This window comes from Acinetobacter calcoaceticus (genome assembly GCF_016508255.1).
Lineage (GTDB): Bacteria > Pseudomonadota > Gammaproteobacteria > Pseudomonadales > Moraxellaceae > Acinetobacter > Acinetobacter calcoaceticus_E.
The window spans coordinates 248,786-274,721 of record NZ_JADVKT010000003.1 but is presented as its reverse complement, the minus strand read 5'-3'; the positions used below and the strand labels follow the sequence as shown (position 1 = coordinate 274,721).

The 25,936-nt window shown below is 40.3% G+C and carries 30 protein-coding genes; 4 read left to right on the top strand and 26 right to left on the bottom strand.

The window, feature by feature from the left end; translation table 11 throughout:
- Positions 1 to 64: 64 nt before the first annotated feature.
- From I5515_RS08955 to orn, 3 genes are all read right to left on the bottom strand, one after another.
- Positions 65 to 868 (bottom strand): enoyl-ACP reductase, encoded by an 804-nt coding sequence (locus I5515_RS08955; protein WP_003654938.1) that lies wholly within the window; start codon positions 866 to 868, stop codon positions 65 to 67.
- A gap of 137 nt (positions 869 to 1,005) precedes the next feature.
- A complete protein-coding gene (locus I5515_RS08950) occupies positions 1,006 to 1,737 on the bottom strand; it encodes a Bax inhibitor-1/YccA family membrane protein (protein WP_199965935.1) in 732 nt (243 codons plus the stop codon).
- A 153-nt stretch (positions 1,738 to 1,890) separates the two neighbouring features.
- Positions 1,891 to 2,457, bottom strand: coding sequence for an oligoribonuclease (gene orn / locus I5515_RS08945; protein ID WP_003654932.1), 567 nt, complete (start codon positions 2,455 to 2,457; stop codon positions 1,891 to 1,893).
- Positions 2,458 to 2,582: 125 nt separating this feature from the next.
- Between orn and rsgA the strand changes: the two genes are divergently transcribed.
- From rsgA to secB, 4 genes are all read left to right on the top strand, one after another.
- Positions 2,583 to 3,644 (top strand): small ribosomal subunit biogenesis GTPase RsgA, encoded by a 1,062-nt coding sequence (gene rsgA / locus I5515_RS08940; protein WP_199965933.1) that lies wholly within the window; start codon positions 2,583 to 2,585, stop codon positions 3,642 to 3,644.
- A 98-nt stretch (positions 3,645 to 3,742) separates the two neighbouring features.
- Entirely contained in the window at positions 3,743 to 4,159 is a 417-nt protein-coding gene (locus I5515_RS08935) for a rhodanese-like domain-containing protein (protein ID WP_111855456.1), read from the top strand.
- 11 nt (positions 4,160 to 4,170) lie between these two features.
- Entirely contained in the window at positions 4,171 to 4,428 is a 258-nt protein-coding gene (gene grxC, locus I5515_RS08930) for a glutaredoxin 3 (RefSeq protein WP_002114715.1), read from the top strand.
- Between the two features lie 27 nt (positions 4,429 to 4,455).
- Entirely contained in the window at positions 4,456 to 4,908 is a 453-nt protein-coding gene (gene secB, locus I5515_RS08925; RefSeq protein ID WP_016139275.1) for a protein-export chaperone SecB, read from the top strand.
- 69 nt (positions 4,909 to 4,977) lie between these two features.
- Here the strand turns inward: secB and I5515_RS08920 are convergent, their stop codons facing one another.
- The 23 genes from I5515_RS08920 to I5515_RS08810 form a co-directional block, all read right to left on the bottom strand.
- Positions 4,978 to 5,634 (bottom strand): 4'-phosphopantetheinyl transferase family protein, encoded by a 657-nt coding sequence (locus I5515_RS08920; protein ID WP_199965931.1) that lies wholly within the window; start codon positions 5,632 to 5,634, stop codon positions 4,978 to 4,980.
- Positions 5,635 to 5,658: 24 nt separating this feature from the next.
- Positions 5,659 to 6,093, bottom strand: coding sequence for an excinuclease (locus I5515_RS08915; RefSeq protein ID WP_199965929.1), 435 nt, complete (start codon positions 6,091 to 6,093; stop codon positions 5,659 to 5,661).
- Between the two features lie 11 nt (positions 6,094 to 6,104).
- Positions 6,105 to 7,331 carry a beta-ketoacyl-ACP synthase gene (locus tag I5515_RS08910; RefSeq protein ID WP_199965927.1) on the bottom strand — a complete coding sequence of 409 codons (1,227 nt, stop codon included), beginning with the start codon at positions 7,329 to 7,331 and terminating at the stop codon, positions 6,105 to 6,107.
- Positions 7,331 to 8,056: a 3-ketoacyl-ACP reductase FabG2 gene (locus I5515_RS08905; RefSeq protein WP_199965924.1), complete on the bottom strand. Its 726-nt coding sequence runs from the start codon at positions 8,054 to 8,056 to the stop codon at positions 7,331 to 7,333. The genes I5515_RS08910 and I5515_RS08905 overlap by 1 nt, the downstream gene beginning before the upstream one ends.
- 24 nt (positions 8,057 to 8,080) lie before the next feature.
- A complete protein-coding gene (locus I5515_RS08900; protein ID WP_199966079.1) occupies positions 8,081 to 8,506 on the bottom strand; it encodes a 3-hydroxylacyl-ACP dehydratase in 426 nt (141 codons plus the stop codon).
- Complete coding sequence (locus I5515_RS08895) at positions 8,506 to 9,708, bottom strand: beta-ketoacyl-[acyl-carrier-protein] synthase family protein (protein WP_199965922.1); 1,203 nt, start codon at positions 9,706 to 9,708, stop codon at positions 8,506 to 8,508. Before I5515_RS08895 ends, I5515_RS08900 begins: the two co-directional genes overlap by 1 nt.
- Positions 9,705 to 10,250, bottom strand: a complete 546-nt coding sequence (locus I5515_RS08890; RefSeq protein ID WP_199965920.1) for a DUF3261 domain-containing protein — start codon at positions 10,248 to 10,250, stop codon at positions 9,705 to 9,707. Before I5515_RS08890 ends, I5515_RS08895 begins: the two co-directional genes overlap by 4 nt.
- A 2-nt stretch (positions 10,251 to 10,252) precedes the next feature.
- Positions 10,253 to 11,548, bottom strand: coding sequence for an NAD(P)/FAD-dependent oxidoreductase (locus I5515_RS08885; RefSeq protein WP_199965917.1), 1,296 nt, complete (start codon positions 11,546 to 11,548; stop codon positions 10,253 to 10,255).
- A 29-nt stretch (positions 11,549 to 11,577) separates the two neighbouring features.
- Positions 11,578 to 13,893 (bottom strand): MMPL family transporter, encoded by a 2,316-nt coding sequence (locus I5515_RS08880; protein WP_227562670.1) that lies wholly within the window; start codon positions 13,891 to 13,893, stop codon positions 11,578 to 11,580.
- Positions 13,868 to 14,497, bottom strand: coding sequence for a LolA family protein (locus tag I5515_RS08875; protein ID WP_199965914.1), 630 nt, complete (start codon positions 14,495 to 14,497; stop codon positions 13,868 to 13,870). The genes I5515_RS08880 and I5515_RS08875 overlap by 26 nt, the downstream gene beginning before the upstream one ends.
- Positions 14,494 to 14,925 carry an acyl-CoA thioesterase gene (locus I5515_RS08870; RefSeq protein ID WP_199965912.1) on the bottom strand — a complete coding sequence of 144 codons (432 nt, stop codon included), beginning with the start codon at positions 14,923 to 14,925 and terminating at the stop codon, positions 14,494 to 14,496. Before I5515_RS08870 ends, I5515_RS08875 begins: the two co-directional genes overlap by 4 nt.
- A gap of 9 nt (positions 14,926 to 14,934) precedes the next feature.
- Positions 14,935 to 16,470: an HAL/PAL/TAL family ammonia-lyase gene (locus I5515_RS08865; protein WP_199965910.1), complete on the bottom strand. Its 1,536-nt coding sequence runs from the start codon at positions 16,468 to 16,470 to the stop codon at positions 14,935 to 14,937.
- 1 nt (position 16,471) lies between these two features.
- Positions 16,472 to 17,398 carry an acyltransferase gene (locus I5515_RS08860; RefSeq protein WP_199965908.1) on the bottom strand — a complete coding sequence of 309 codons (927 nt, stop codon included), beginning with the start codon at positions 17,396 to 17,398 and terminating at the stop codon, positions 16,472 to 16,474.
- A gap of 2 nt (positions 17,399 to 17,400) precedes the next feature.
- Positions 17,401 to 18,144, bottom strand: coding sequence for a glycosyltransferase family 2 protein (locus I5515_RS08855; RefSeq protein WP_199965906.1), 744 nt, complete (start codon positions 18,142 to 18,144; stop codon positions 17,401 to 17,403).
- Positions 18,145 to 18,146: 2 nt separating this feature from the next.
- The gene (locus tag I5515_RS08850) at positions 18,147 to 19,805 is read right to left on the bottom strand and encodes an AMP-binding protein (protein ID WP_199965904.1); all 1,659 of its coding nucleotides are present in this window, start codon (positions 19,803 to 19,805) and stop codon (positions 18,147 to 18,149) included.
- Between the two features lie 9 nt (positions 19,806 to 19,814).
- Entirely contained in the window at positions 19,815 to 20,369 is a 555-nt protein-coding gene (locus I5515_RS08845; RefSeq protein ID WP_199965902.1) for a septation protein IspZ, read from the bottom strand.
- Positions 20,366 to 20,620, bottom strand: a complete 255-nt coding sequence (locus tag I5515_RS08840) for an acyl carrier protein (RefSeq protein WP_199965900.1) — start codon at positions 20,618 to 20,620, stop codon at positions 20,366 to 20,368. The genes I5515_RS08845 and I5515_RS08840 overlap by 4 nt, the downstream gene beginning before the upstream one ends.
- A 5-nt stretch (positions 20,621 to 20,625) precedes the next feature.
- Positions 20,626 to 20,886: a phosphopantetheine-binding protein gene (locus I5515_RS08835; protein ID WP_199965897.1), complete on the bottom strand. Its 261-nt coding sequence runs from the start codon at positions 20,884 to 20,886 to the stop codon at positions 20,626 to 20,628.
- A 1-nt stretch (position 20,887) separates the two neighbouring features.
- Positions 20,888 to 21,691 (bottom strand): lysophospholipid acyltransferase family protein, encoded by an 804-nt coding sequence (locus I5515_RS08830; protein ID WP_199965895.1) that lies wholly within the window; start codon positions 21,689 to 21,691, stop codon positions 20,888 to 20,890.
- Entirely contained in the window at positions 21,676 to 22,290 is a 615-nt protein-coding gene (locus I5515_RS08825; protein ID WP_199965893.1) for a beta-ketoacyl synthase chain length factor, read from the bottom strand. Before I5515_RS08825 ends, I5515_RS08830 begins: the two co-directional genes overlap by 16 nt.
- A gap of 196 nt (positions 22,291 to 22,486) precedes the next feature.
- Positions 22,487 to 23,896, bottom strand: coding sequence for a ribosome biogenesis GTPase Der (der, locus tag I5515_RS08820; protein ID WP_199965891.1), 1,410 nt, complete (start codon positions 23,894 to 23,896; stop codon positions 22,487 to 22,489).
- 187 nt (positions 23,897 to 24,083) lie between these two features.
- Entirely contained in the window at positions 24,084 to 25,229 is a 1,146-nt protein-coding gene (gene bamB, locus I5515_RS08815) for an outer membrane protein assembly factor BamB (RefSeq protein ID WP_199965889.1), read from the bottom strand.
- Positions 25,229 to 25,927 carry a YfgM family protein gene (locus I5515_RS08810; RefSeq protein WP_199965888.1) on the bottom strand — a complete coding sequence of 233 codons (699 nt, stop codon included), beginning with the start codon at positions 25,925 to 25,927 and terminating at the stop codon, positions 25,229 to 25,231. Before I5515_RS08810 ends, bamB begins: the two co-directional genes overlap by 1 nt.
- Between the last annotated feature and the right edge of the window lie 9 nt (positions 25,928 to 25,936).

The following is a 25,936-nucleotide window of genomic DNA, read 5'->3' as shown; positions in this document are numbered from 1 at the left end:
CACCAATTAAAAAAGCCGTAGTCCTTCAACTACGGCTTTTTTATGCCTGAATAAATTTTAAAACTTATTCATCATCCATCATAGATTGGCTCATACCTACAGTATTGAAACCAGCATCTACATATAGAATTTCACCAGTAATACCTGAAGCCCATGGTGAGCAAAGGAACAATGCTGCATTACCTACTTCGTCAATCGTCACATTACGTTTTAACGGAGCAACTTTTTCATTGGCATCTAACATTTTACGGAAAGATTTAATACCAGAAGCAGCCAAGGTACGAATTGGACCCGCAGAAATCGCGTTTACACGAATACCGTCAACACCCAAGCTTGATGCCAAGTAACGAACACCAGCTTCTAAAGAAGCTTTAGCCATGCCCATAACGTTGTAGTTAGGCATTACGCGTTCAGAACCTTGGTAAGTCAAAGTCAATAAACAGCCTTGGCGAGCTTGTAATAATGGTTTTGCAGCACGTGCCATTGCAATAAAGCTGTATGCGCTGATGTCATGAGCAACTTTAAAACCGTCACGGTCAGTCACGTCAGTAAAGTCACCATCAAGCGTATGTGCAGGAGCAAAGCCAATAGAATGGACTACGCCATCAAGACCGTCCCAATGTTTTGCAAGTTCTGCAAATGCATTGTCAATTTCACTATCAACTGCAACATCACATGGGAACACAAGCTTAGAACCGAATTGCTCAGCAAATTCATCCACACGTTTTTTTAATTTTTCGTTTGGATAAGTAAACGCAAGCTCTGCACCTTCGCGGTGTAATGCTTGGGCAATACCGAACGCAATTGATAATTTACTAGCAACGCCTGCAATCAAAAAGCGCTTACCTGCTAAAAGTCCTTGTGTCATGCCGATCTCACTCAAAACAATTTAAAGCATAATGCCAATATTCAACGTTTTTCGAAATTGCATAATGCATCTTTTTTCAAAAATCGCACGAAAAAAAATCGCCCCTTTTCAGAAGCGACTTCTAAATCAATAAAATCTTAGTCGTCAGATAGCAAACCAATCAAACGTAAGAAAGAAATATACATCCAGACTAAAGTTGAAAGTAATGCAATTCCACACAACCACTCCATAAATTTTGGAGCACGGTCAGCCGCGTTAGTTTCAATTAAATCAAAATCTAAAATGAGGTTAAGTGAAGCAATAACCGCAATAAATGCAGCAAAGCCAATGCCTAACCAGTTACTTTCAAAAATATAGGGAATGCTTGAACCAAACGCTAAACGCATGATCATCTGTACAATAAATACAAGAAAAATAGCCAATGATGCAGAAATTACGACTGACTTAAATTTTTCAGTTGCACGTACAATCTGAAATTTATATAGACCAAACATGACTAGTGTTGTCACGAAAGTGGCAAGTAAAGCCTGTAACGGTACACCTGGGTATTTCATTTGAAAAGTAAAAGAAATACCACCTAAAAATGCGCCTTCAAAAAGTGCATAAGGAATTGCTAAGGTTGGTGCAGTCGTCGGTTTAAATGTGGCAATCAAACCTAAAACTAAGCCACCAATTGCGCCAACAATTGAAGCGGCATAAGCAATACCAACATTTGCAGTAAAAGCTGCGTATAAAAATAAAGCGATGCCCACAGCCGCTGCAATGACTGTCAACATAATAGATTTTTGAATCGCACCTTGCACAGTCATCGGTTGACTATAGTCACTGACCGTTTCAACACGCGTCAGTATCGGATTATTACTTTGCATAAATGCTCTCTTTTTATAATAAAAAATTTAAAACATCATTTTAAGCAAAATGAATATGAAAGCCAAATCAGGCTCTCGGCATTATTGTAACAATGCCCTTAAAACAATAAAAAAGAAGGCAATAGCCCCCTTTCATATCACTTCAGCAAAGAATTAATCTTTCCCGTCTGTGTTCATAATAAAGAAGTATTCACGGTAATATTTCAACTCGGAAATTGAGTCACGAATATCATCCATTGCCAAATGCGATGCATTCTTTTTAAGACCACTCATGATTTCCGGACGCCAGCGTTTTGACAGCTCTTTTACGGTAGATACATCAAGATTACGGTAATGAAAATACTGCTCAAGTTCAGGCATAAGACGATGTAAGAAACGGCGATCCTGACAAATCGAGTTACCACACATTGGTGAAACTTTTGGGTTAACCCATTTTTTTAGAAATTCTAAAGTCTGTAACTCAGCATCACGAGCTGTCAATTTGCTACGACGAACTCGCTCAACTAACCCAGATTGCCCATGTTGGCGGGTATTCCACTCATCCATTGCATTTAAAATACGATCAGGTTGGTGAACAGCTAACACCGGACCTTCGGCAAGTACATTTAAATTATCATCTGTAATAATTGTTGCGATTTCAATAATTTGGTCATTATCGGTATCTAAACCGGTCATTTCCAAATCAATCCAAATTAATCGTGTATTTAAAGTACTGCTCATGTATGTACGTTCTAAAATGCCGTAAAAACATCAATAGTAGCAAATTTCTTGCATCTGCGCTGTAATTCTATAGCCGCTTCATGCTATTTTTGCCATCTTCAAACAGTGGTTTTTTTGGGATATGAATGGCTTTAATTCGTAAGCGTCGTTTAACTGAACAACAGCAACGTCGTATTGAAAAACAGCACAAAACTCGCCAAGAAGAGGCCGATACTTCACAAGATCTGGACGGACTAGTTGTACAACATTATGGCCGCCAACTTGAAGTACAGGCACTCTCTGTACCTGAGCATCACCCAGAAAAACCTCAAGTTGCCGAAGGAGAACCAGAACCCTTCTGGAAACCTATCGAGCTAAAAAGTGTATGGCGATGTCATACTCGAACAAACCTTGAGTTACTTGTGACTGGTGACCGAGTTAAATGGCAGGCCGACCCAAACACAGGTTTAGGCATCATTACGGCCATTCACCCACGCAACTCATTACTTACCCGTCCAGACCGTTATCACAAGGTTAAACCAGTCGCAGCAAATATCAGTTTGATTGTGATTGTATTTTCCCCACTTCCTGAACCAGCTCCGACATTAATCGACCGTTATTTAGTTGCTTGTGCAGATGCAAATATTCCTGCACTTTTAGTCCTAAATAAGTCTGATCTATTAACTGAAAATGACCCAATTCTTACGCTATTAGAAGAATATAAAACTTTGGGTTATGAGGTGATGATTTGTCAGTCTAAAAAGGGAGATATTTCTGCTTTATCTGAACGGTTAGATGGTGAAACAGTAGCTTTCGTTGGTCAATCGGGTGTAGGAAAAAGCTCTTTAATTAATGTATTAATTCCAGATGCAGAGCAAAAAACAAATATCATTTCTGAAAACTCTGCACTCGGTCAGCACACAACAACATCTACACGTTTAATGAATTTCGGTAAAAATGGTGCGTTAATCGACTCACCGGGAATTCGTGAATTTGGGCTTTGGCATCTTGATTTAGAAAAAATCCGTATGGGCTTTCCAGAAATTGAAGCTCATTTGGGTTCTTGCCAATTCCGTAATTGTACCCATACTCATGAAAAGAACTGTGGGTTAAAACACGCTGTAGAATCTGGTGAAATTTTACCACGGCGCCTAGATAGCTTTTTGCGTTTAATTGATGAGATTCAAGAAGCACAGCAAAAAAACTAATTTTCTGTCCGCTTTACCCTTGAAGTGGTGATTTTGATCACCATCTATATACGCTATACTCTAGGTCAATTTTGTTTTTAATTTTTTTTAGGTGACTTGTGGAACGCTGGTTAGAGTTTATGGGGAATCACCCCATTTTGTTTGGTACGCTCGGAGTCTTGATCGTGTTGTTCTTCATTTTTGAAGGTCAACGTAATGGTCGTAAAATTTCACCACAGTCGCTTGGTATTTTAGTGAAAGCAAAAAATGCCATACTGATCGACTTGCGCGATAGTAAAGACTTCCGTGAAGGTCATATTAGTGGCAGCCGCAATATTCCTTTCAGCCAAATTGCAAGTCATGCTGATGAATTAAAAGCAAGTGACCGTCCATTGGTATTTATTTGTAATCTAGGGCAAGTTGCTGGTAGTGCTTTGCAAAAAGTTGCTCACCATGACAGCTATCGTCTTGATGGTGGTATTAGCAACTGGAAAGCACAAGGCTTACCTCTTGTTAAAAGCAAACCAAAAGCTTAAGGAGAATTATTATGGCTGCAAATGTCATTGTTTACTCAACTTCTGTATGCCCTTATTGCGTTCGTGCTAAACAGTTACTTGAGCGTAAAGGTGTGGCTTACAAAGAAGTAAATCTTTCTGTTGAAGCACCAGAAGTACGTGTTGAATTAATGCAACGCACTAATCATCGTACTGTCCCACAAATTTTTATTAACGATCAGTTTATTGGCGGTTTTGACCAACTTTATGCTTTAGAGCGTGAAGGTAAACTTGACGAATTATTGGCTTAATCTCGCATCCATATTAAGGAAAAAACAATGAGCGAAGAACAACAAGTTCAACCACAATTAGCTTTAGAGCGTATTTATACAAAAGATATTTCTTTTGAGGTTCCTGGGGCGCAGGTTTTTACTAAACAATGGCAACCTGAACTCAACATCAATCTTTCTTCTGCTGCAGAAAAAATTGATCCAACTCATTTTGAAGTTTCTTTAAAAGTTGTGGTACAAGCTGATAACGACAACGAAACAGCGTTCATTGTAGATATCACTCAATCAGGTATTTTCTTGATTGATAACGTTGAAGAAGATCGCTTACCTTATATTTTAGGCGCTTATTGCCCAAATATTTTGTTCCCGTTCTTACGTGAAGCAGTAAATGATTTAGTGACTAAAGGTAGCTTCCCACAGTTACTTCTTACTCCAATCAACTTTGATGCAGAGTTCGAAGCGAATATGCAACGTGCTCAAGCTGTTGAAGGTCAAGCTTAATTTTCTAGCTTCTCCTTTAATAAAAAAACCGCGTAATTCGCGGTTTTTTTATGTGTGCTATTTCGCGTATTAAGCATCAAGTGAATGAAGCTGAATCGTAGGAAACTGGAAACCACGGCAAGATAACTCTGAACGCCATGCCACTGTTAGCACCATATTGCCCTGAACGAAGTTTTGATAAGCAAATGCCCCAATAAGTGAATGAGAACATATTCCACCACGATCTGTAGGGTGTGCTTGAGTGTTTAAAGTATTTAAATCTAATCGTATGCCGAGACCCGAGGCTTTTAGAACGGCTTCTTTAATCGTCCAGACTTTAAACCAGTATTCTTTGTCTTGCTCTAAACTTTGCCACATTTCATATTCATCGGGATGAAATGCATGCTGGGCTAAAGCTTCCAAACGAACTTTACGATCTAATTCTTCAACATCTACGCCTATATCTTTAACATGCTGGCTCATCGCTAAAGCATAATATTGTTGGCTATGAGAGTGATTAAAATGTAAATCATGATTCAGTAAATATGGCTTGCCATGCTCATGCTTTGCAAACTCTAAATCCGTTATTGTAATTTGTAATTTCTGTGCTATCAGCTTGTTTCTAATATTGTGTATTTGCTGTTTTTTATAATGATTAAATGTGCGAAAGTCCGGAAAATCTTGTTTAGATTTTAAAAGAAGCTGAGATAATGTCTGTATATAGACTTCAATATTACGCTTAGACATTATCTCGACCTTATTTAAAATTAATTAGAATTTAACGACGTCGCCTTTCAAAGCAACACCCGCCATGATAGTTCCCTTGTAGCAGTCATAGTTTGTTGTACTGCTAGTTTCATTGCTTTTAAAATAACTCACAATATTCGTTACAGCATTGCCACCTTGCGCTTTAGCATTGTTTTGTAATTGAATAAGTGCCGAACGTAATACCCAGTCACAAGAACTTGCAGCAGATTGAGCAAAGCTATTAGTCTTTTTATTGGTCACCGCATCTTTTTGAATCACTTTACCGCCAGACTTTGTACCCTTTAAATAAAACTTTACCGAACCATCCAAAGTACCATCTGCAACTGCACGATCTACAGCTTCTTTAAAATTTAACTGATGTACTTCATCTCCTGCCTGAACAGTGGCAGTAAAACCTGCACTTAGCATTGCTACAAATAAAAGTTTTTTATTTAACATTGTTGTGTTCCTTATTGTTTAACACGTTTAAAAATAAGCGACGTATTAATTCCGCCAAAAGCAAAGTTATTGCTCATAATAATGTCCGCGTCCAGAGTTCTCGGTTGCTGAACGATATAATCCAGATCGCCGCACAGTGGGTCAATTTCATCTAGATTTAGAGTTGGAATAAAACGGCCACGATTCATCATTTCAATGCTCAGCCAAGCCTCAATCGCACCACACGCCCCCAGCGTATGTCCAAAGTAGCTTTTTAAAGAGCTGATCGGTTTACGGCCCAAAATTTTTGCTGTTGCTTGGCTCTCAGCTACATCTCCCTGATCAGTTGATGTGCCGTGTGCATTCACATAGGCAATGTCTTTAGCTTCTACAGATGCATCTTTAAGTGCGAGCTCCATGCAGCGCCCCATCATTTCGGCCTCAGGGCGAGTTACATGTTGACCATCGGTATTACTACCGTAGCCAATCACTTCGGCATAGATATGTGCACCTCGAGCTTTGGCATGTTCGTATTCTTCTAAAATTAAACAGCCTGCCCCTTCACCAATCACCAATCCATCTCGCTTTGCATCAAATGGTCTTGGTGTTTTTTCAGGTTGGTCATTCATACCACTGGTCGCGAACAATACATCAAAAACGGCGGCCCCTGCTGCACTGAGCTCTTCTGCACCACCAGCAATCATGACCTGTTGTTTGCCATACTTAATGGCTTCATAGGCTTGCCCAATAGCCATTGAGCCAGAGGTACATGCACTTGAAGTGGGTAAAGTTAGCCCTTTTAGACCAAAATACACCGTCATGTTAACTGCGCTTGTATGCGACATCATACGAATGTAGGTGGTTGCATTCATCTTACTCATGCTCTGATGAAGCAACATGCTAGCAAACTCACCCACCGCTTCTACACTACCCGCAGAAGAACCGAACGCAACACCTGCTTCTCCACTAGACAAAATTTCGTGTCCAAGCAAGCCAGCATTTTCTAAAGCAGTTTCGGCACAAACGACAGACATGAGAGCAACACGGCCCATTCCACGTGTAACTTTACGGTTAAAATGCTTTGGAACATGAAATGTTTCTATAGGGCCTGCGAGCTTGGTTCGAAGGTCAGCATACTGTTCCCATTCCGGCATGTAACGAATACCGCTTTTTGCAGCTTCAAATTGGGCAAAAATTGCATCGCTGGTTTCACCTAAAGAAGTAATCCCTGCCATTCCCGTTACAACAACACGTTTCATCAGATGATTCCCCCATTCACCGAAATAACTTGTCGGGTAATGTAGGATGCTTCATCTGAACATAAGAATTTCACCACGCTAGCAACTTCATCGACCTGTCCCATGCGTTGTAACGGAATCATTTTAAGCGCATGTTCTTTGACTTCATCGGTCACCATTTCAGTTTCAATCAACCCTGGTGCCACACAGTTCACAGTAATTTTTCGCTTAGCCAATTCGAGTGCCAAAGCCTTAGTCGCACCAATCAATCCTGCTTTTGCAGCACTATAGTTGACCTGACCACGATTACCCATAATTCCAGAAACTGAAGATAAGGTGACAATACGGCCACCTTTACGCAAATGAATCATGGGCATAACTAATGGTTTTAATACGTTATAAAAACCATCTAAAGAAGTTGAAATGACTTCATCCCAGTCTTGATCGGTTAATGCAGGAAAAGCACTATCATGGGTAAGCCCTGCATTTAATACAACACCATAGAATCCGCCATGCTGTTCTACATCTTGTTCTAAAATCTGTTGAACGGTTTGGCGTTCAGTTACATCAAACATTAAATAATGGCTGTTTTGTCCTAAAGCCTGAATCTCTTGCACGACTTGCTCTGCATCTGCCTGACGCGAACGCGCATGTACCGTTACATCAAAACCAGCCTTTGCGAGTTGTAATGCAATCGCTTTTCCAATCCCTCGACTTGAACCCGTTACTAAAATTCGTCTTGTCACAATGTATTCCTAATTCTTTGTGGTTTATTCAAATGGTGTTTCTGTTGGCTCAAATACACTTAATGTTGCCTGAATACTGTGTTCAGCATATTGGATTTCACAGGAAAATTGCCCCAGCCCTTCATGAAAATATTGTTGTTCTATTTGAATAATCAATCGTGAACCTAAAGCGAAATATGGAATCGGTAAATGTAATTTACGTGTCCCCAATAAAAAGCCGACTTTTGGCGCTTGTTTTAACTGTTGGCCTTGCCAGCCTGAATAAGCACTAATGGCTTGTGCCATGATTTCAATAGTTGCCCAAGTCGGTAAACCATCAGCCTCACAAAACATCAGCTCTGGAGTAATCGTGAGTTCTGCTTGCGCTCGACCTTCTGCAACCTCCGTTAAATGATCTATAAAAACCATCGGTTGTTCATGTGGAATATATTGAATTGCGTCAAGTTTCATCAAGAATTTACTCCAAAAACCAGACTAATGTTACTCCCACCAAAAGCAAATGAGTTACTCATGACATAGCGGATAGACTGTTTTAACTTTGCATGTTGGACATAGTTTTGATCTGCCAAATCTGGATCAATCTCAACATTTTGATGCAATGGCAACCAACTCTGATCTTTTAAAATTTGCTCACAAATAAAAGCTTCTATAGCGCCCGCAGCTCCGAGGCAATGTCCAGTTTTATGTTTGGTACTACTTAAAGCAACTGGATAATTTCCAAAGACCTGACGTATTGCCTTAATTTCCATTGCATCATTTTGTGGAGTTGCTGTGCCATGCAAATTCAGATAACCAATTTCTTGAGGGGAAATATGGGCCATATCTAAAGCACGCTGCATAGCTAAAGCAGCACCTTTACCTTCAGGATGCGGGGCTGAAATATGCCATGCATCCATCGACTCACCCGCCCCCATTAACATGACAGGTGCCGATGCTTTACTTAAAACAAAAAATGCTGCGGCTTCACCAATATTAATACCGTCACGTGTCACACCACATGGCTGGCAAATATGGTCAGATAAACTTTCAAGACTATTAAAGCCATTTAGGGTCAACTGGCATAAGGTATCGACACCACCCACCAATACAACATCGGCTAAATCAGCATGAAGTAATCTCTGGCCCGCGGCTAATGCTTTAGCGCTTGAAGAACAAGCTGTCGAAATAGTATATGCTGGCCCTTCCCACCCCAAGTACTGCTGCAATGCTTTCGCTAAACAACCCATTTCCTGTGGATAATGAGATATCGATAGGTCTGTTTGCCCTTGAAAATATTGCTTAAGTAATAATTCATTATCTGAAATACCAGAAGTGGATGTACCCACCACAATGGCCAAGCGTTTATTTTCAACAGATGCCGTATAGGCTCTTAACTCTGTTTCAATTTCTGATAATGCTGTTAAGGCAAAACGTAAATTACGCGAATCTACCGAGTGCAAAAATTCTGGCACATCCGAACATAATGAACCTGTAAATTGCCCAACCCAAACATCACGATCAGCAATCAAATCATCACGTAAACTTAAGGTTTTTTCAGGTTGCTGTAAATTTTGCTTGATCTGTTCAAGATCAAATCCCAATGCAGATAAACCAACACTCAATTGTATTCCGACAGCCATTGGAGCAGTATTTTCTGAAGATAAATGTTTCATGGCGTAGGGATTTCTTCTGTCTGCAAAGTATTTTCAATCGAACTTAGCGTCATGGTATAAGGGACTTGTTGATTATGCAATTCAATGCTTCCTTGCCCTTGTTTAATCTGCAACACAGGCTGTTTTTCGATATAAACAACCTGCATATCTGCTTGTTGTTTCATCTCTACAGCTTGTTGTCCTAAATTTGAAAATTGAGGATAAGTTGCAAATAAAAGATCGCGTACCACAAACTCAAAAGGCAATAAACGCATTTGATCAATACGTTGTTCAACATGAACCCGATGCCCATCAAACTGTAACTTAAATAGCTGCTGGCCTGTCAAACTAAGCGCGACCATATCCAGTACAGCACCCTTTTGCTGTTGGTATAACAAGAAGCTAAAACTTTGCTGCTTCCACTGAACTTCAACCTGATCTTGTCGTTGATAAGCCCGAGCCTGCCATAGAGAACTTTGCAATCCTTTGGCATGTGGCATGACCTGACAACCACTTAAGAATAAAAAGCCACTGAGTAATATCATTGCCCATTTGCGTTGCATGGTTATCCCTCAAGTATTTGTTCTTGTGCCAAGCCCTCACGACAATATTCTGCCAAAGTGCTCAATCTGCGTTTAGCATTCTTATGAATCGGATTTTGTTCATCCCATGCATAACCGGCCAATAATGAAGAGACCATACGGCGAATGCCTTCATTCTGATTTTGTGAGAACACCACATCTTGGAACTCACCGTCGTACCATGATTCAACATAGGCACGAAATACCTGAATACCTCGGCGTAATGGCATTTCATATTCTTGTAACCAGTCGACTTGCTCACCTCGTAAAACTCTTTCAACTAAAGGAACAGCCAAACTTGAAGATTTTAAAGCGATTGTTACACCTGATGAAAATACCGGATCGAGGAACTCACCTGCATTACCTAGCAATGCATAATTGCGATCTGCCAAGTGTTTTACATTAGCGGAATAGCCAACCAAAGTACGCACTGGCGTATCAAATGTTGCACGGCGCAATACATGTGACAAACTTGGCTCATCGGCTAAAATACGCTTAAACATTGCCTCAGGTTCATTGTCTTCAGCATTTTCGACTGTGTATTTGTCAAAAAAATCTTGTTCTGCAACGACACCAAAAGAAGCACGTCCATCTGCAAATGGAATCAACCAATACCATGCACGATGATCTTTTTCATGCACAGTAATTAAAATTTTATTACGGTCAAACTCAGGATCATCGGCAATACCATCTTCAATATGGGTAAACAGTGCGCGACGTACCGGAAAGTTCGATGGGCTTTCCAAGTCTAGTAACTTTGGTAAAATTCGCCCAAACCCACTCGCATCAAGCAAAAATTTGGTTTGAATTTGATAACGCTGTTGGCTTTCATCTAATACAGTAAGTAAGGGTTGTTCGGATGTGACATCAACGTCTAATACCTCATGCCCAAAACGGATGTCGGCTCCATAAGCTTGAGCCTGTTTTGCCAGCAAATTGTCAAAATCTGCACGGCGAACTTGCCAAGTAGTCCCTGGCCCATCCGTAAACTTTTCTGTAAAGTCATAGAAGCTACGCTGTTTGCCGCGTAGAAAAGCCGCACCATTTTTAAATTGAAATGCATGCTGATCAACATGAGCCTGAACAGTCTCTAAAAGTCCTGCTTCTTCTAAGAACACCATAGACTGTGGCAGTAAAGACTCACCAATTGAAAACCGTGGGAAGTACTGTTTTTCAATAACGGTAACGGTATAACCCTTTTTTCGAAGAAGTGCCGCAGCAGAACTACCTGATGGCCCAGCCCCAATAATCACGATATCAATTTTTTCTATAGTGCGCATAGCACGACTTCCTTTTTAATTTATTCAAATTATGAATGGTCTTGTAAATTCACAATATGTTCTTCATCTGCTGGGGTTAACAACGTCGCATAGATGAATGAGAAAACAACCCCAAATAAAACCGTCAAACCAAAACAGTGAATTGCATAAGTATGGCTAAATGAAAGTAATCCAAAGCCAAGCAAAGTCGACATCATACATAAAAACAATGCCATACCAACCACTTGGGGGTGATCATGCCCATGTCGATAAAAAATTGCATAATCAACACCAATCCCAATAATCAGGAAAGTCCCCATAATGCTAAACAAGTTAATCTCAACACCTAACCATGCTTGAACAGCAAAAGTACTTAATAAGGCTAAACTGACAGGCAAAACCAAAGGCAAAATCGAGCTCACGCCATAAATGATAGCCAACCCAACAGTAAGTCCAATCAATGCATAAATAAGAAGATGCTGAGCTTGCTCTCTATGTTCAGCAAACATTTGCGACATTGTTGCAATGGGTTGCTGAAAATGAACGTTCTCATTTTGAAGATGTTTTAAAGCTTCGGGGGATTTTACCCCTGTCACCATGACTAAGCGCTCATTTGCTTGAGGTTGTAGAAAAGCCAAAGGATGATCTTTAAACACAGAAAGATCTAATAGCGGTTGTGTCGCCAGTTGCTGTTGCCATTTTAATATATCAGCGACATTTAGCCCCATACTTTGTGCATATTGCTGTAAAGTCGAACGTGGAATACTTTGTAATAACTCCACATTATGTTGCTGCTGAATCAGTGGTGGTATCCACTGTCCCAAGGCTTGAAATGCAGAAATTTCCCCGTTTGCCTGTAACCCTTGCAACTGCCCGACGAGTTGTTGTTCCTGTTGCTGCATTTCGGTTGCAGAGGCCGCTTTTACCACAAAATAGTCACTGCCTTGTTGTTGTCCGAATTGTTCACGTACAGCTTGATCCTGCTGTTTCAAGCTCACATCCATACCTTGCAAATTACGAATATCATCGTTTGTTTTAAGGTAGAAAAGACTAACTGTACCCGTGACCAAAATAGCCGCAATCAAGCTATAACGTATTTTTGCACGTTGCTGGAACCACAGTCGCGTTTCCCCAATCCATGACAAAGCACGTATTGCTGGCTGGGCATTGAGTGCAGGTAGTCTTGGCAATAAAAGGACACTACTAATCCAAGCCGCAATTAATCCGACAATTGAGAATACTGCAATCTGCCTAAACCCGGGAAATGGGGTAAAACTCAAAAAGATATAAGCAACCAGTGTGGTCATCAATCCCATAAATAGGCTAGGCAACAGTGGTTTTAAAATCTGAAAACCACCAAGCTGTCTATGCTGTGACTGCATTGCCATAAAGTAAAAAGAAAAATCGACACAAACCCCGATTAGACTTGCACCAAATACTAAAGTGATGAGATGGATTTCCCCAAACATCCAATGAGTCACTGCAAATGCAACAAAACTTCCAGTCGAAACAGCAATAAATTCTGTCGCCATAGGACGTAATGAGCGAAAACCAAACCACACCAGAAAAATTAGGCCTAATGTCGAACCAACACCAATGGTTGAAATTTCTTCTTTAGCCGATTGGGTTCCAAAATTTGTAAATAAGATCGTTCCCGTCCAATGGGAATTTAGTCCCATTGCAGCTAATTTTTGCTTGGTCTGATCAATCCAGTTTGATACTTGTTCTTGATAGTCAATATTGTATGGGCTTTGAGTTAACTGTAATACAAATAACCGAGACAGACCTTGATCATGATGAATAGTCGCAAAACCTTGTTCCATTTCAATATTTTGCTGCGATGGCTTTGCTAACTGCATGGCATAGCGTGGGAACAATAATAATGGGTCTTGCTTCAGTGATTCTGCTGTCACAGGCAGGCCCGGACTCATCATTTGCATTAAACTTTGTTCGCTAAGCGCCGAATAGTCTTTATTTTGCAATAACTGTTGATCTTGCTCACTTAATAAGCCTACCCGATGCTGATACAACTGCTTTGCAAATTGATCAAAATCAAGCTGTGGTTTCAACGGCTGCCATAATGCATTGCTTTTGGTTTGTACCGTTAAAAAATCGGTCGCACGTTGTATAGCGGGCTCATCCTTGGCATCAACAACCACAAATACTTTATTGTTGAGTTGCTCACTCATGTACTGCTGGGTACGCGCAAGCTGTGGGTCCTGCTGCATATTGGGCAATAATGCAAAAATATCCGTCTGAATATGAATATCTTTTTTCAACCACGTTACACCCAAACCCACAGCAATTAGTAAGAGGGAGATTAACCAAAGTACCGAAAATTTATTTTGCCAATTGGAAAAGCGCATGCTCAGCAGCCATTAAAGTCGTCGGTTGAGAAGTCTGGTGACTAAAGCGAATTGTGGTCAAATTATTGGCTTTTTCAGTAATCACGATTTGGTTTACATATTGCTGCCCTTGAACATCCACACGCACAAATAGTTTTTTAAATAAGCTACTTTTAGGCGTTAAACTAATGTTCCAACCAGCGGGGCTATAGTTTGCACTTACCACATTAAAGTTTTTTACCAACGCCTGTTCATTACCTGACATCAACTGCAAAAACAATGTTGCTACAGAGCTATACGGTGATTGATCAATCTGAATTTGGCTAAATGTACGCTGTGTTTTTTGTACTAACTTAGTAGGTGTTACGATCAAATCTGCCTGTACAGGGCGTTTGATTTGCCACGCGACCCCATAAGATTTTGCAAACAACAATGAGCCGTTCGAAACAAAAGTTTTATTCAGCGATGGTAGTTTTTTTTGCTGTTCAAAATCCGCGCGTACAGTAGGAGACTGAGACAATTGCTGAAAAATTTGAGTGATCTGCGTGGGTGCTGCATAAACTGCACTGAAGCTGCTCATCCAAACAGCAGTACCTAAACCTAAAGTTTTGATGAATTTAGTCATGACACATCCTTCTTCGGTTGAAACTCAGACCATGCATTTAAACGATCAAACAAAACTTGTGGCGATTGAAAACACATTTCACGAGCTTCAATATTCACCGCCACCTGTGTGGTATAACCCTTGGTTAAACGTTTGCCAGACTCTGCATCAAAAATTAGATAATCAATTTTCAAACGGTTTTCCCATTCTTTTAAAAGGGCCCGAACTCTAATTTTTTGTTCAAACTCAATCCCGTATACATAACGAACATGGCTTTCAATCACAGGCCATGCATAGCCTGATTCTTTCATTTGCATATAGTTATAGTGAAACTGATCGAGTAATTTACAGCGCGCAATTTCAAAATATTTTAAATAATGACCATGCCAAACCACATTCATGGTATCGACATCATGAAATGGAATTTCAATGATTACATCTGCATGCATTGGCTCACCTTATCCCATAAATTCTGGTTGATTAAACAATTCTAGTTGGTCTAAACGATCAACAATCTGTTGTAATTCGGTTTGCAATGGTCGGTCTTCTTCGACAAATGCAAAGCTTTGTAAGGTCCATTGCATAAATGCCTGCAATGTTGGGCTTAGCTGTGCTGTAAGACCTTTTAAATGAATCGCCTGAACGCTAGCACAGCATAAAGCTGCAACCACTTGCTGGGTCAAGGTAATCACACGGCTAGCATCACGCGCAGCAATAGTTCCCATACTGACTTTGTCTTGATTATGACACTCAGTTGAGCGTGAAAAAATCGAAGCAGCCAAGGTGTTTTTTAGGGCTTCGGCCGTCCACGCCGACACGCCAATTTGTACTGCTTTAAAACCATGATTGAGGGGTAAACGCTCAGTGGTAGCTCCTGTTAAATTGCGTGGCAAACCATGATTCATTTTATGGTCAACCAATTGAGCAATCTGTCTATCCAACAAGTCGGCAATGTTAGCAATCATAATTTTTAAGCTATCCATTGCTTGTGCAATATGTCCACCGTAAAAATGACCACCGTGCAATACACGCATACCCACTGGATCAATCAATGGATTATCATTGCTAGAGTTCAGCTCATTTTCAATAAACTGGCGCAACCAGACTTTTGAATCTTCAAATACACCAATAATATGTGGCGCACAACGAAGCGAATAACGATCTTGTAAACGAGGACTTTGATGTGCAGTTTGTACTTCACTACCCAGCCAGTCACGTAATTGCTTAGCAACCTGTTGCTGTCCCAGATGTGGCTTTTGTGCAAACAGTACTTCATCGAAATGACTAGGATTACCCTCTAGCGCCAATACATTTAGAGCGGTAATTAAAGTACTTGCAAGTGCAATCTGCTCTGATTTTTTATAATTTAAACAAGCAATTGCCGTCATCACCGCAGTGCCGTTCATGAGCGCCAAACCTTCTTTAGGTCTGAGCGTTAAAGGCTGCATATTCTTTTCAGCATAGACTTGAGCAACTGGAACAGTTTGTCCATCAACATAGACATCACGCTCGCCGACTAAAGTTCCTGCAATATAAGATAACGGCGTTAAATCACCACTTGCCCCTACTGAACCTTCAGATGGAATGACCGGAATTACATTTTCATTGAGCAACCAAACCAAGCGTTCAAGTAATGCTATCGACACACCTGAATAACCACGAGCCAACGAACATAGTCGTGTAACGACAACTGCACGTGCAGTGATTACATCTAGATTTTCACCTAAACCACAGCCATGAAACCGTGAAAGATGTAGTGGTAGTTCATTAACCTGATGCAATGGAACTTCTACGAGACAAGAATCACCATAACCTGTAGTTACACCATAAATGACGCCTTCTTCTTCAAGTAACTGATCAAGAAAATCAGCCCCTTTTTGAATCAGTTCACGCCACGAAGAAGATTCAGGTAATGCAACCTGACACTCGCCTCTGGCTACAGAAACGACATCTTCAATACAAAGTGACTGTTCACCTACGGTTAACACACGCATGTTATTTCGTCCAAAAATTATAAAAATTAAACCATTGATAAGGGGCACGCATGCAATGCTGTTCTAATACGGCAACATAAGTTTCAGTTAAAGTTTGCATGCCTTCAATACGCTTAGCTCGAGGTAAATTCACCTGCTCGGCAATTGAATGAATATGCACTTGAAACTGCTGTTGCATGCGGTAGCAAAATACGGCAATGACGGGCACTTTTAGTAAACTTGCCAGAATCCATGCGCCCTGCGGGAAAGCTGCCAGCTCTCCCAAAAACTCAACATGCTGTACACGATCTGACTGTACTGGCACACGATCTGCCGCGACAATGACCCACTCGCCTTGTTGCATTTTATCTTGCAGCAACATTGCGGTCTCAATACCTAGCTCATCAACTGATAAAAGACAGACATCCGCCTTATCATTTATTTTTTTTAAAAATTCATTAAATCTTGTGGCATGTTTCTGATAGACCAATACATTAATTTTCTGCGGATGCTCTGACTTAATTGCACGAAGCAATTCAATATTGCCAAAGTGAGAGACAACAATTAAGGCACCCTTTTGATAATGCTGAGAAAAATTCTCATGCCCAAAAACCTCCAGATTTTGCTCGGAGATATGACCTAACCACCCTTCAACTTTATCCAGAATACATTCACCAAACTGCATAAAATGAGCATAGCTGTTTGCCCAATTTGGTACATGCGTAAAAGGAGATTGTTTGCCAGCAAACTGATGCAGTTTTTGTAAGTAAAGTAATGAAGCATGTCGTGCTGTAGCTGCAAATAGCCAATACCACATAATGACAAAATACAGCACAAGCTTGCATAACCAACGCCCACCAAAACGGTAGAACCATAACATTAACATGAGAGGTAACATTCCTCCCCGTTCTTTAACGTCATTCCATTTGGGCGAAGCTGATTGCGTCATGATTAGTCTTTCTTCAACTTCTGTTTGAGTAATTTTGGCAAACGAATGAGCATGCCCATAAACAACGTTGCATGAGCTTTGCTCAGCCCTAAATTATCTTGCCAAACATCGAAATGGGAGATTCCTTTCTCAGGATAAATGACAGGCGTTGGCACATTAATGAAAGGAGTATTTTCCCATTTTAAACGAACCAAAATTTCACTATCAAAACCCATACGTGGCTGAAATTTTGCCTTATTTAAAACGTTTATAGTGCTCTCGAGCGGATATACTCGAAATCCACACATACTATCTTTGATTTCGAAAGATAAACTATTTAGCCATACCCAAAAATGAGTGATGTAACGGCCATATAGGCGTTTTTTGGGAATAGAAGCATCGAAGTATGGTTGACCAATCACCATCGCATCCGGATGTTGCCGAGACTGCTCAATAAACTTGGGAATATCATCCCAAGAATGTTGTCCATCAGCATCTAGTTGTAGCGCATGGCTAAAACCAAGCTGATGAGCAGTACGTAAGCCCGTCATTACGGCTTGCCCCTTCCCCTTATTCACCTCATGTTCAACAAGATGAATTTGAGAATATTGCTCTGCCAATGCTCGTAAAATTTGACTACAATCATCATCACTTCCATCATTTACCAACACAATCGGTAGATGGAAACGGTCCAGATAAGTAATCAAATCTGCCAAATAATGAGGATGGTTATAGACTGGAATAACAAAGCAATAATTGGTCTGCATGTTTAACCCTCAACTTCCGCTTGTAAAGCAAATAATAGACGTCCTGAAGCCAGAATATGTTCTGAGTCACGCAGCTCAAAATTCACCTTGTGGTTTTTTCGGGAAAGCTTGAGTTGTACAACAGCATAAGGACAGATCAGATTTTGAAATTTTAACTGCTCATACCCCTGACACCACTGTAAATCCGACCAAATTAATTTAGCAAAATATTGCAAGAAACCAATCTGCCCAACACCCGGATAAATCGGTTGCTCTGGAAAATGACCTTTAAAGCAAGCTAACTCAGGTGGAAATTCCAATTCCCAAATATGGTCATCTGCACTTTGAGACTGAGACAGTACAACAGGTTGCAACATAGGTTTAAATAGCGTTTTCAAATAGTTTTTATTGAGTTTGGACTGTGTGTTTTGTGGTAACTGAGTTAAAAAACGCCACTGACGTGGAATCGCTATAGTTTCCAGATGATCTTTCAATTGCTGTTTTAAATGATTAACGAAAGCTGATTTACCCAACTGCTGTAACTGTTCTCGACCATGCTCAGTCAAAACCACAATGCATCCCAACATTTGACGCTGTTCATGTTCGAACACAAGCACATGACATTGTTGTACGATGCCTAAACCATACATACTTTGTTCAATCGCATCTAGGCTCAAACGTTTTTCTTCGAGTTTAATAATTCGGTCAATACGCCCCAAAAGTTGAAAGCTCTGACACGTTGCATCGGACCATGTCGCACGGTCACCTGTTATGATCCAATCATCTTCATAAGCATGATTACTTTTGACCATCAATTGTTGGTCTTCAATACGAATAGCTACATTGCTAAACGCAGTCCATACATCCTCATCTTGAGTACGATGGGCAATACCACCTGTTTCAGAACTTCCCAAAACTTCAATAATTGGTCGATTTAATAAAGGGCGAATACCACTATCGAGTTTGCCACCCGAACTAAATACCATTTGGCATTGCTGTAAAACGACATCGGTTGTCCAGCGTTTTAATAATGCAGGACTTGAGATCAAATAATTACTTAAACCCAACGTTTCTAATTGTGTTTGTGCTTGCACTACATCTTCTGGAAATGCCATTTGAGGGGCATAAAAACTTCGACCTGTAGCAAGTGGCAGTAATAATTTAAACAGTAATCCATAAATATGCTGATGGCTGACCGTTGCAATCGCAATTGCATGTTCATCAAAAGTAAAGCTCTGACTCAATCCTTGAACTTCATTAAGTAACTGTTTTAATGTTCTTGGAATTTTTTTAGGTTCACCCGTTGAACCTGATGTATAAAAATAGAGTTGCGCCTGCTCTAAAAAGTCATCATCCAACGTTAAAGATAAGGGAGCAATTGATTCAGCATTTTGACGCTTTAAAAAATAAATCTGCTGTGCTGCAAATTGCTGTTCTAGTTCACGCACTCGATTTGGTGGTAGAAGTATCTGCTTTTTCGCTAACAGCGCAGCAAAGAATAGAACCAGAAACTCATAGCTATCTGCTTCCCATAATACCCAAGTTAAATTTTCCATTTGGGCAATTGCAGCAGCTTGTAAGGCCACATCCCGCCAAAATTGATTAAAACGGGTCGAGTGCAAAGCACTATCTATACAAAGTGGCTGAGCTGAGTCGATGAATTTCTGAAAATGACAGTGCATAGTTTCTAATTAATGATTTGAAGAGTGTAAACGCAGATGACGTTTACGTAAAATAAACTCACCCAGGAACAAAATACCCATGAGCATATAAGAGATAAAGCCATTATAAATGACCCAGACTTGAGTCGAGGCAAACAGTACGGTGGTCAATGCAATCAATGCATTGCATAAAAAGAAAAGACACCACACTTTGGTTACCTGTCTAGTCCACTGCACTCCAGAAGGAGGTAAATCAGGCTCAACAAGTCGAGCAAAGCGCTCGATCATAGACGGTGGTTTGATAAGTGTTAGTGCAAAAATAATTAATGAGCCTAAACTCATGCCCACTGGATATAATTTTAACCAAGCATGATTATGTGACAGCAAACTGAGCCCGCCACAAACAATAGCAAAGCCAGTTAAAGGCCATAATAGTGAGTTACCTTTGCTAAAAAGTCTGACTACGCCCAATCCAATAAGTAATAAACTCACCCAAATAAATTGACCATGTGTCAAACTCCACCCCACAATAAAGGGATACAGCACAAAAAGTGCTGTAATTATCCCTTTAATAAAGGTCTTCATTCAGCAGTCATGTTCTGGATTACCGTCACCACATCAAGTACGGTTCTCACATTTTTAAAATCTTCAGGCTTTACTTGCTTACCTGTTAACTCTTTAATTTTTACAACCAAATCTATCGCATCAATACTATCTACATCCAAGTCTGAATATAAGTTTGAATCGAGTTGTACAGATTCCGGTTCAATTTCAAATAAATCTTCCATCCATTCGCGGAGTTTTGCTAACACTTGTTCTTGAGATAACATCATCACGCTCCCTATGCCTGCTGCTGCGCTTCAACTAAAGCAACCAAACTTTGAATTGATTTAAAATGCTGTTTGGTTTCATCCGATTCTGCATTTAAATGAATGTTGTAACGCTTCTTCAAAGCCAGTCCTAACTCAAGTGCATCAATCGAGTCTAATCCTAAACCCTCTCCAAATAATGGAGCTTCTGTATCAATATCGGCAATAGTGATATCTTCCAGTGCTAAAACATCAATAATCATTTGCTTTAGTTCATCAGCAAGATTGCTCATTTCAAGATAACTCTTCATCAAAAATTTTATAAAAACTACGACTTAACTGACGAACTTGTTTAGGTCCTACTGTTAAATCATCTAACAGATCTGATACGTGCACAGCATCCAAAACCTTAACCTCGATATGAAATGGTTGGGATGGTACGTGATACCATTTTTCATTCTTAGTTAATGTAGAAGGTGTACAGATAATAATTACTGGGCGAATTGGTACATTTGCACGAATGGCAATATTGGCTGCGCCTCGCTGAAACTCATTTAGGGTCATTCCCTTTTCAGTGCGCGTTCCTTCCGGAAAAATTAAGAGAGAAGCCGCATTCTTTTCGTTCAAGCGCCTTACACAGTCTTCAACAAATTGCTGAGAACCTGCATTTAAAATATAACCTGCGCTTTGCACGGGTCCTTTGGTAAAGGGGTTAGACCAAAGAGATTGCTTCACGACACAATTAGCCTGCTGCATCATACCAATTAGTACTACAACATCAATCAAACTCGGATGATTGGCGATTACAAGCTCTTGGCGACTATTCTGTAGCTTTTCCAAACCGTCTACCGAATAAGTCATAATGCCAAGTTTGACCATCATTTCGGTAAAGCCTTTAAAGCTATACTTAATAACATCTTGTGCCCGCTGCTGACGCTTTTCAGAATCAGAGGTTGTAGCATTCAGCACGGGTGCGATGACTGTGGCAATTGCCATACCACCCAGCCCAAAACTGGCAAAACTAAAACCAGTTGCAGCTACACGCCAGCAATAATTACTTTTTTGCTTCAGATTTTTAAGACTTAGCATTTGTTCCACCCAAATGCAGATATTAACTGGTCAGCATCCTGCCAAAAATGAGCAAAAGTAGGACCATCTGCTTCATCTGTATGCGTCCACGCAGTAATTTGTAAATTAGGTTGTTCTAAAGTAACGACAGCAGCGATTGCATAAGCTGGGAAATCGACTGCCTCGGTATAAATATTGGGTAAAGGTTCATCATAAGCAACGACTAATACCCGCTGGATATCTTTCATTGACTTTAAAAGAGCATAAGCCTCAATCAAACTTTCAGTCCATGAACAGCTCAAGCTGGTAGAGGGAGTATCATCCTGACATAAAATAGAATAAAGCCCAGAAATTGCATTATGAACAGACGTTGAAAACTGTGTGGGTGATGGGGTTTGCTCACTTAAAACATCTTGCAATATATTCAATGTCTTAGACTCGTCACCATATCGTGACACCCAAACAATATAATCGGCTTTACTACCATCTAATGCGCCAAGCGCACTGTTCAAAGCAAGTTTAGCTAATGGGGATAATCGTCTACGTTGCATAGCTGGAATACAGTCAAGAGCTGTATATGAGGGCTGAGCATGTGTAAATGAAAGCTGAGCAAGATGTAATGTTACCATGCTAAAAGTGAACCCTAAGCCGCATTATTCTTTCGAAATATAAATTATTTTATAAAGATGCTGATTATAGCATTCGTTATAAAATTTACAAAAAATTACGTTTATTATTCACACTTTTTCATAACTCTTGCGACATGTTCATTTATTTGCAATAAAAAACCCAAAGAAGACTTTGGGTTTTTAAACTTTCAAAAGCTTAACGTTTAAACTTTTTCTCAGCTTTTTTGAATTTCTGTACATAACGACGTTTACGTGCCGCAACGCGTTCATCCACTTGTGACTTACGTCCTTCAAATGGATTTTCCGACGTTTTAAAATCGACACGCACTGGCGTTCCTTCCAGTTTGTAAACTTTGCGGAACACATTCTCAAGGTAACGACGATAATCCGCAGGAGTTTTATCGACCTTATTACCGTGAATTACGATCGTTGGTGGATTTTGTCCACCCATATGTGCATAACGCATTTTAATACGCTTACCACCCACCATTGGTGGTTGATGTGCATCTGTAGCATCATTCAAAATTTGAGTTAATTTCGCAGGTGAAACTTTTAAATGCGATGAATCATAAGCACGATGGATGGTTGGGTACATTTCCCCTACGCCAGTGCCATGCAATGCCGAGATTAAATGCACTTTTGCCCAAGGAATAAAATCAAAACGGCGATCAACATCCAACTTACACTGTTTACGATCGTATTCAGTCATGTTGTCCCATTTGTTAATGGCGATCACCATGGCACGACCAGCTTCAAGTGCGTAACCAATCAAATGTAAATCTTGCTCAACTACGCCTTCACGGGCATCAAGAACCACTACAATCACATGTGCATCTTTAATTGCTTGTAGTGTTTTCACGATTGAGAATTTCTCAATCATTTCTTCAACTTTACCTTTACGACGCACACCCGCTGTATCAATAAGGGTATATTGACGACCATCACGTTCAAATGGGATATAAATCGAATCGCGAGTTGTACCAGGTTGGTCAAATGCTACTACACGATCTTCGCCAAGCAAGCGATTGACTAAGGTAGATTTACCAACATTTGGACGACCAATAATGGCTAAACGTAAACCTGTTGCTTTGTCATGCTCTTCTGGATTTTCATCTTCAGGTACGTCTACCAAGACATCCTCAAGCATTTGCTGTACACCACGTCCATGGCTGGCAGCAACTTGTAATGGTTCACCCATACCAAGTTTATAGAACTCAACCAACGCAGCTTCTGCATGAACACCATCAACTTTATTGGCAACCAAGTAAACTTTTTTACCTAGCGTACGCAATTCCCGTGCAATTTGCTCATCGGAAGCCAACAAGCCAGCACGCGCATCAACCACAAAAATAATGATATCTGCTTCATGGATTGCTGTTTTTGACTGCTCAGCCATGTAGTTATCAATACCGCCTTCATTTTCACCAATACCGCCAGTATCAACAACAATGAAAGACTTATTCTGATAAGTCGCATCACCATATTTACGGTCACGAGTCAGGCCCGCGAAGTCGGCTACAAGTGCATCACGACTCTTGGTAATCTGGTTAAATAACGTTGATTTTCCGACATTCGGACGACCAATGAGCGCAATAACGGGTTTCATACAATAACCTTAATTCAAGACCAGCCATATCTCATGGCATGAGCATTAAAAACAGTACAGGAGATATATTTTAAGGTCAGAGATGACCATAATAAAAGACGGGGCTTTGAACTGATTTAATTCAAACACCCCGATATTTTTAACAGCGTAATTTGTTAAGCGCTTATTTTAGCACAAGCGAACAAAATTAACGATTCTGCCAAATACTTAAATCGCCTTTTCTGGTCGAAACATAAAGTTGATTCTCGATAACACGTAATGTATTAACTTCACCACTTGTTTTTGAACGACCAATTAATTTACCTGTTGCTGGTTCAACAAGATGTAATACACCATCTAAATCACCTACAACAAGATCTTGTCCTAGCACAACCGGATTACTTAAATGACGGTTTAACAAACTATCATTTTCCCAGATTTTTTCGCCAGATGCTAAATCGTAAGCTGTTAACTTACCATCTGCAGAAGAGACAAATACTTTGTTGTCATAAACTTCTGGACGTTTAGTACTGCTCGAATCTTCACTCCAAACTACACGTTGAGAAGCAAGATCGGTTACAGTCACTTGACCTTGGAAACTGGTCGTTACCATAAACTGTCCAGCTACAACAGGATCGCCATCAATATCAATTAAACGTTGAATATCAGAACGCCCTTCGCTAACTGCAACACGACGTTGGAAACGTGGAATACCACTAATGGTATCAATTGCATAGACATATGCATTCGCAGATGCAATTAATACCGTACGAGGATCAAGGCTCACTGGTGATGCCTGACCACGCAAACTAAATTGAACATTGGGTAATTTATAAGCCCAAACTTGCTGGCCCGAAGCAGCATCATGTGCAAACACAGTACCATCATTCGCAATGGTAATAACGCGTCCAGATTGAACCAATGAAGGGCTTAACAACGCACCCGATAACTGTGCAGTCCACTTCTGCTCACCTGTTGCCTGATCTAGTGCAAAGAGTTGCCCTTTACTATTACCAACAACAACAATTCCTTCGGCAGCTTCAACACCAGAGCTCAAGCCTAATTTACTGACTTTTTTCTCCCAAACGCGTTGCTTACCACGATATGCAGCTACTTCGCCTTTTGGATCAAGAGTGAAAACAACACCGTCGCTTGCATCAAGTTGCAAGCGTAATGGATCAGCCTTATCAGTAGAAGAAACACTACGCGAAAACACTGGCGTTAAGGTCTTTTTCGACTCGGTCAATTTCGGTAGTGGATTTGGTTTTGCTTCTTTTACTTTGTTGCTAGAACATCCCACCAGTACAGCCGATGCGATTGCAATTGCCAAAGGCAGTTTGAATTTCTGATTCATTAAGACTCTTCCACCTGTGTTTCCAAAATTGGGCGCTCAATCTGTGGATCTTCAACTAAAACGCCAACACTTTCGAGTTTAATTTGTAAAATTTGTCGCTCTTGTTTACGTTCCAGTAACGAATCCCAAGCTGCCTGATACGCTTTTTTAGCAGAATCAACATCTTTCTTAGCAACAAAGATATCACCACGTAACTCTTCTACCGTTGCTTTAAATGCAGGATCAACGTTACCAGACAAGGTTTTTAGTGCTTCATCATATTTGTTTTGCGCCAATTGTGCATCTGCTAAACGCAATTTTACAACCTGAATCAAACCTTCATCTTTTACTTTTGAATTTTCAACTTTCTTTAATGCTTTTTCAGCAGCAGCATAATCCTGTTTCTCATAGGCTAATTTTGCCAGTACAAACTGAGTCTGTATTGCCTGAACAGAATCGATATCATCTTTTACAATTTTATCTGCCGATGCAGTTACCGAGCTTAAGGCATTTGGATTATCGGCACTCGCATTTGCCTCATCCATTAACTGCTGTACTTTTGCAGTTTCTACCTGACTAGTTGCCAGATTCTTTTTTTGCCAATATGTCCACCCGAAAAAGGCAATCAACGCAATGAGAATTCCGCTAATCATGGCAGAACCATATTTTTTGGCGAACGACTTTAAGCTGTCGAATTGTTCTTCATCACTTACGCTCATGTGATTGTC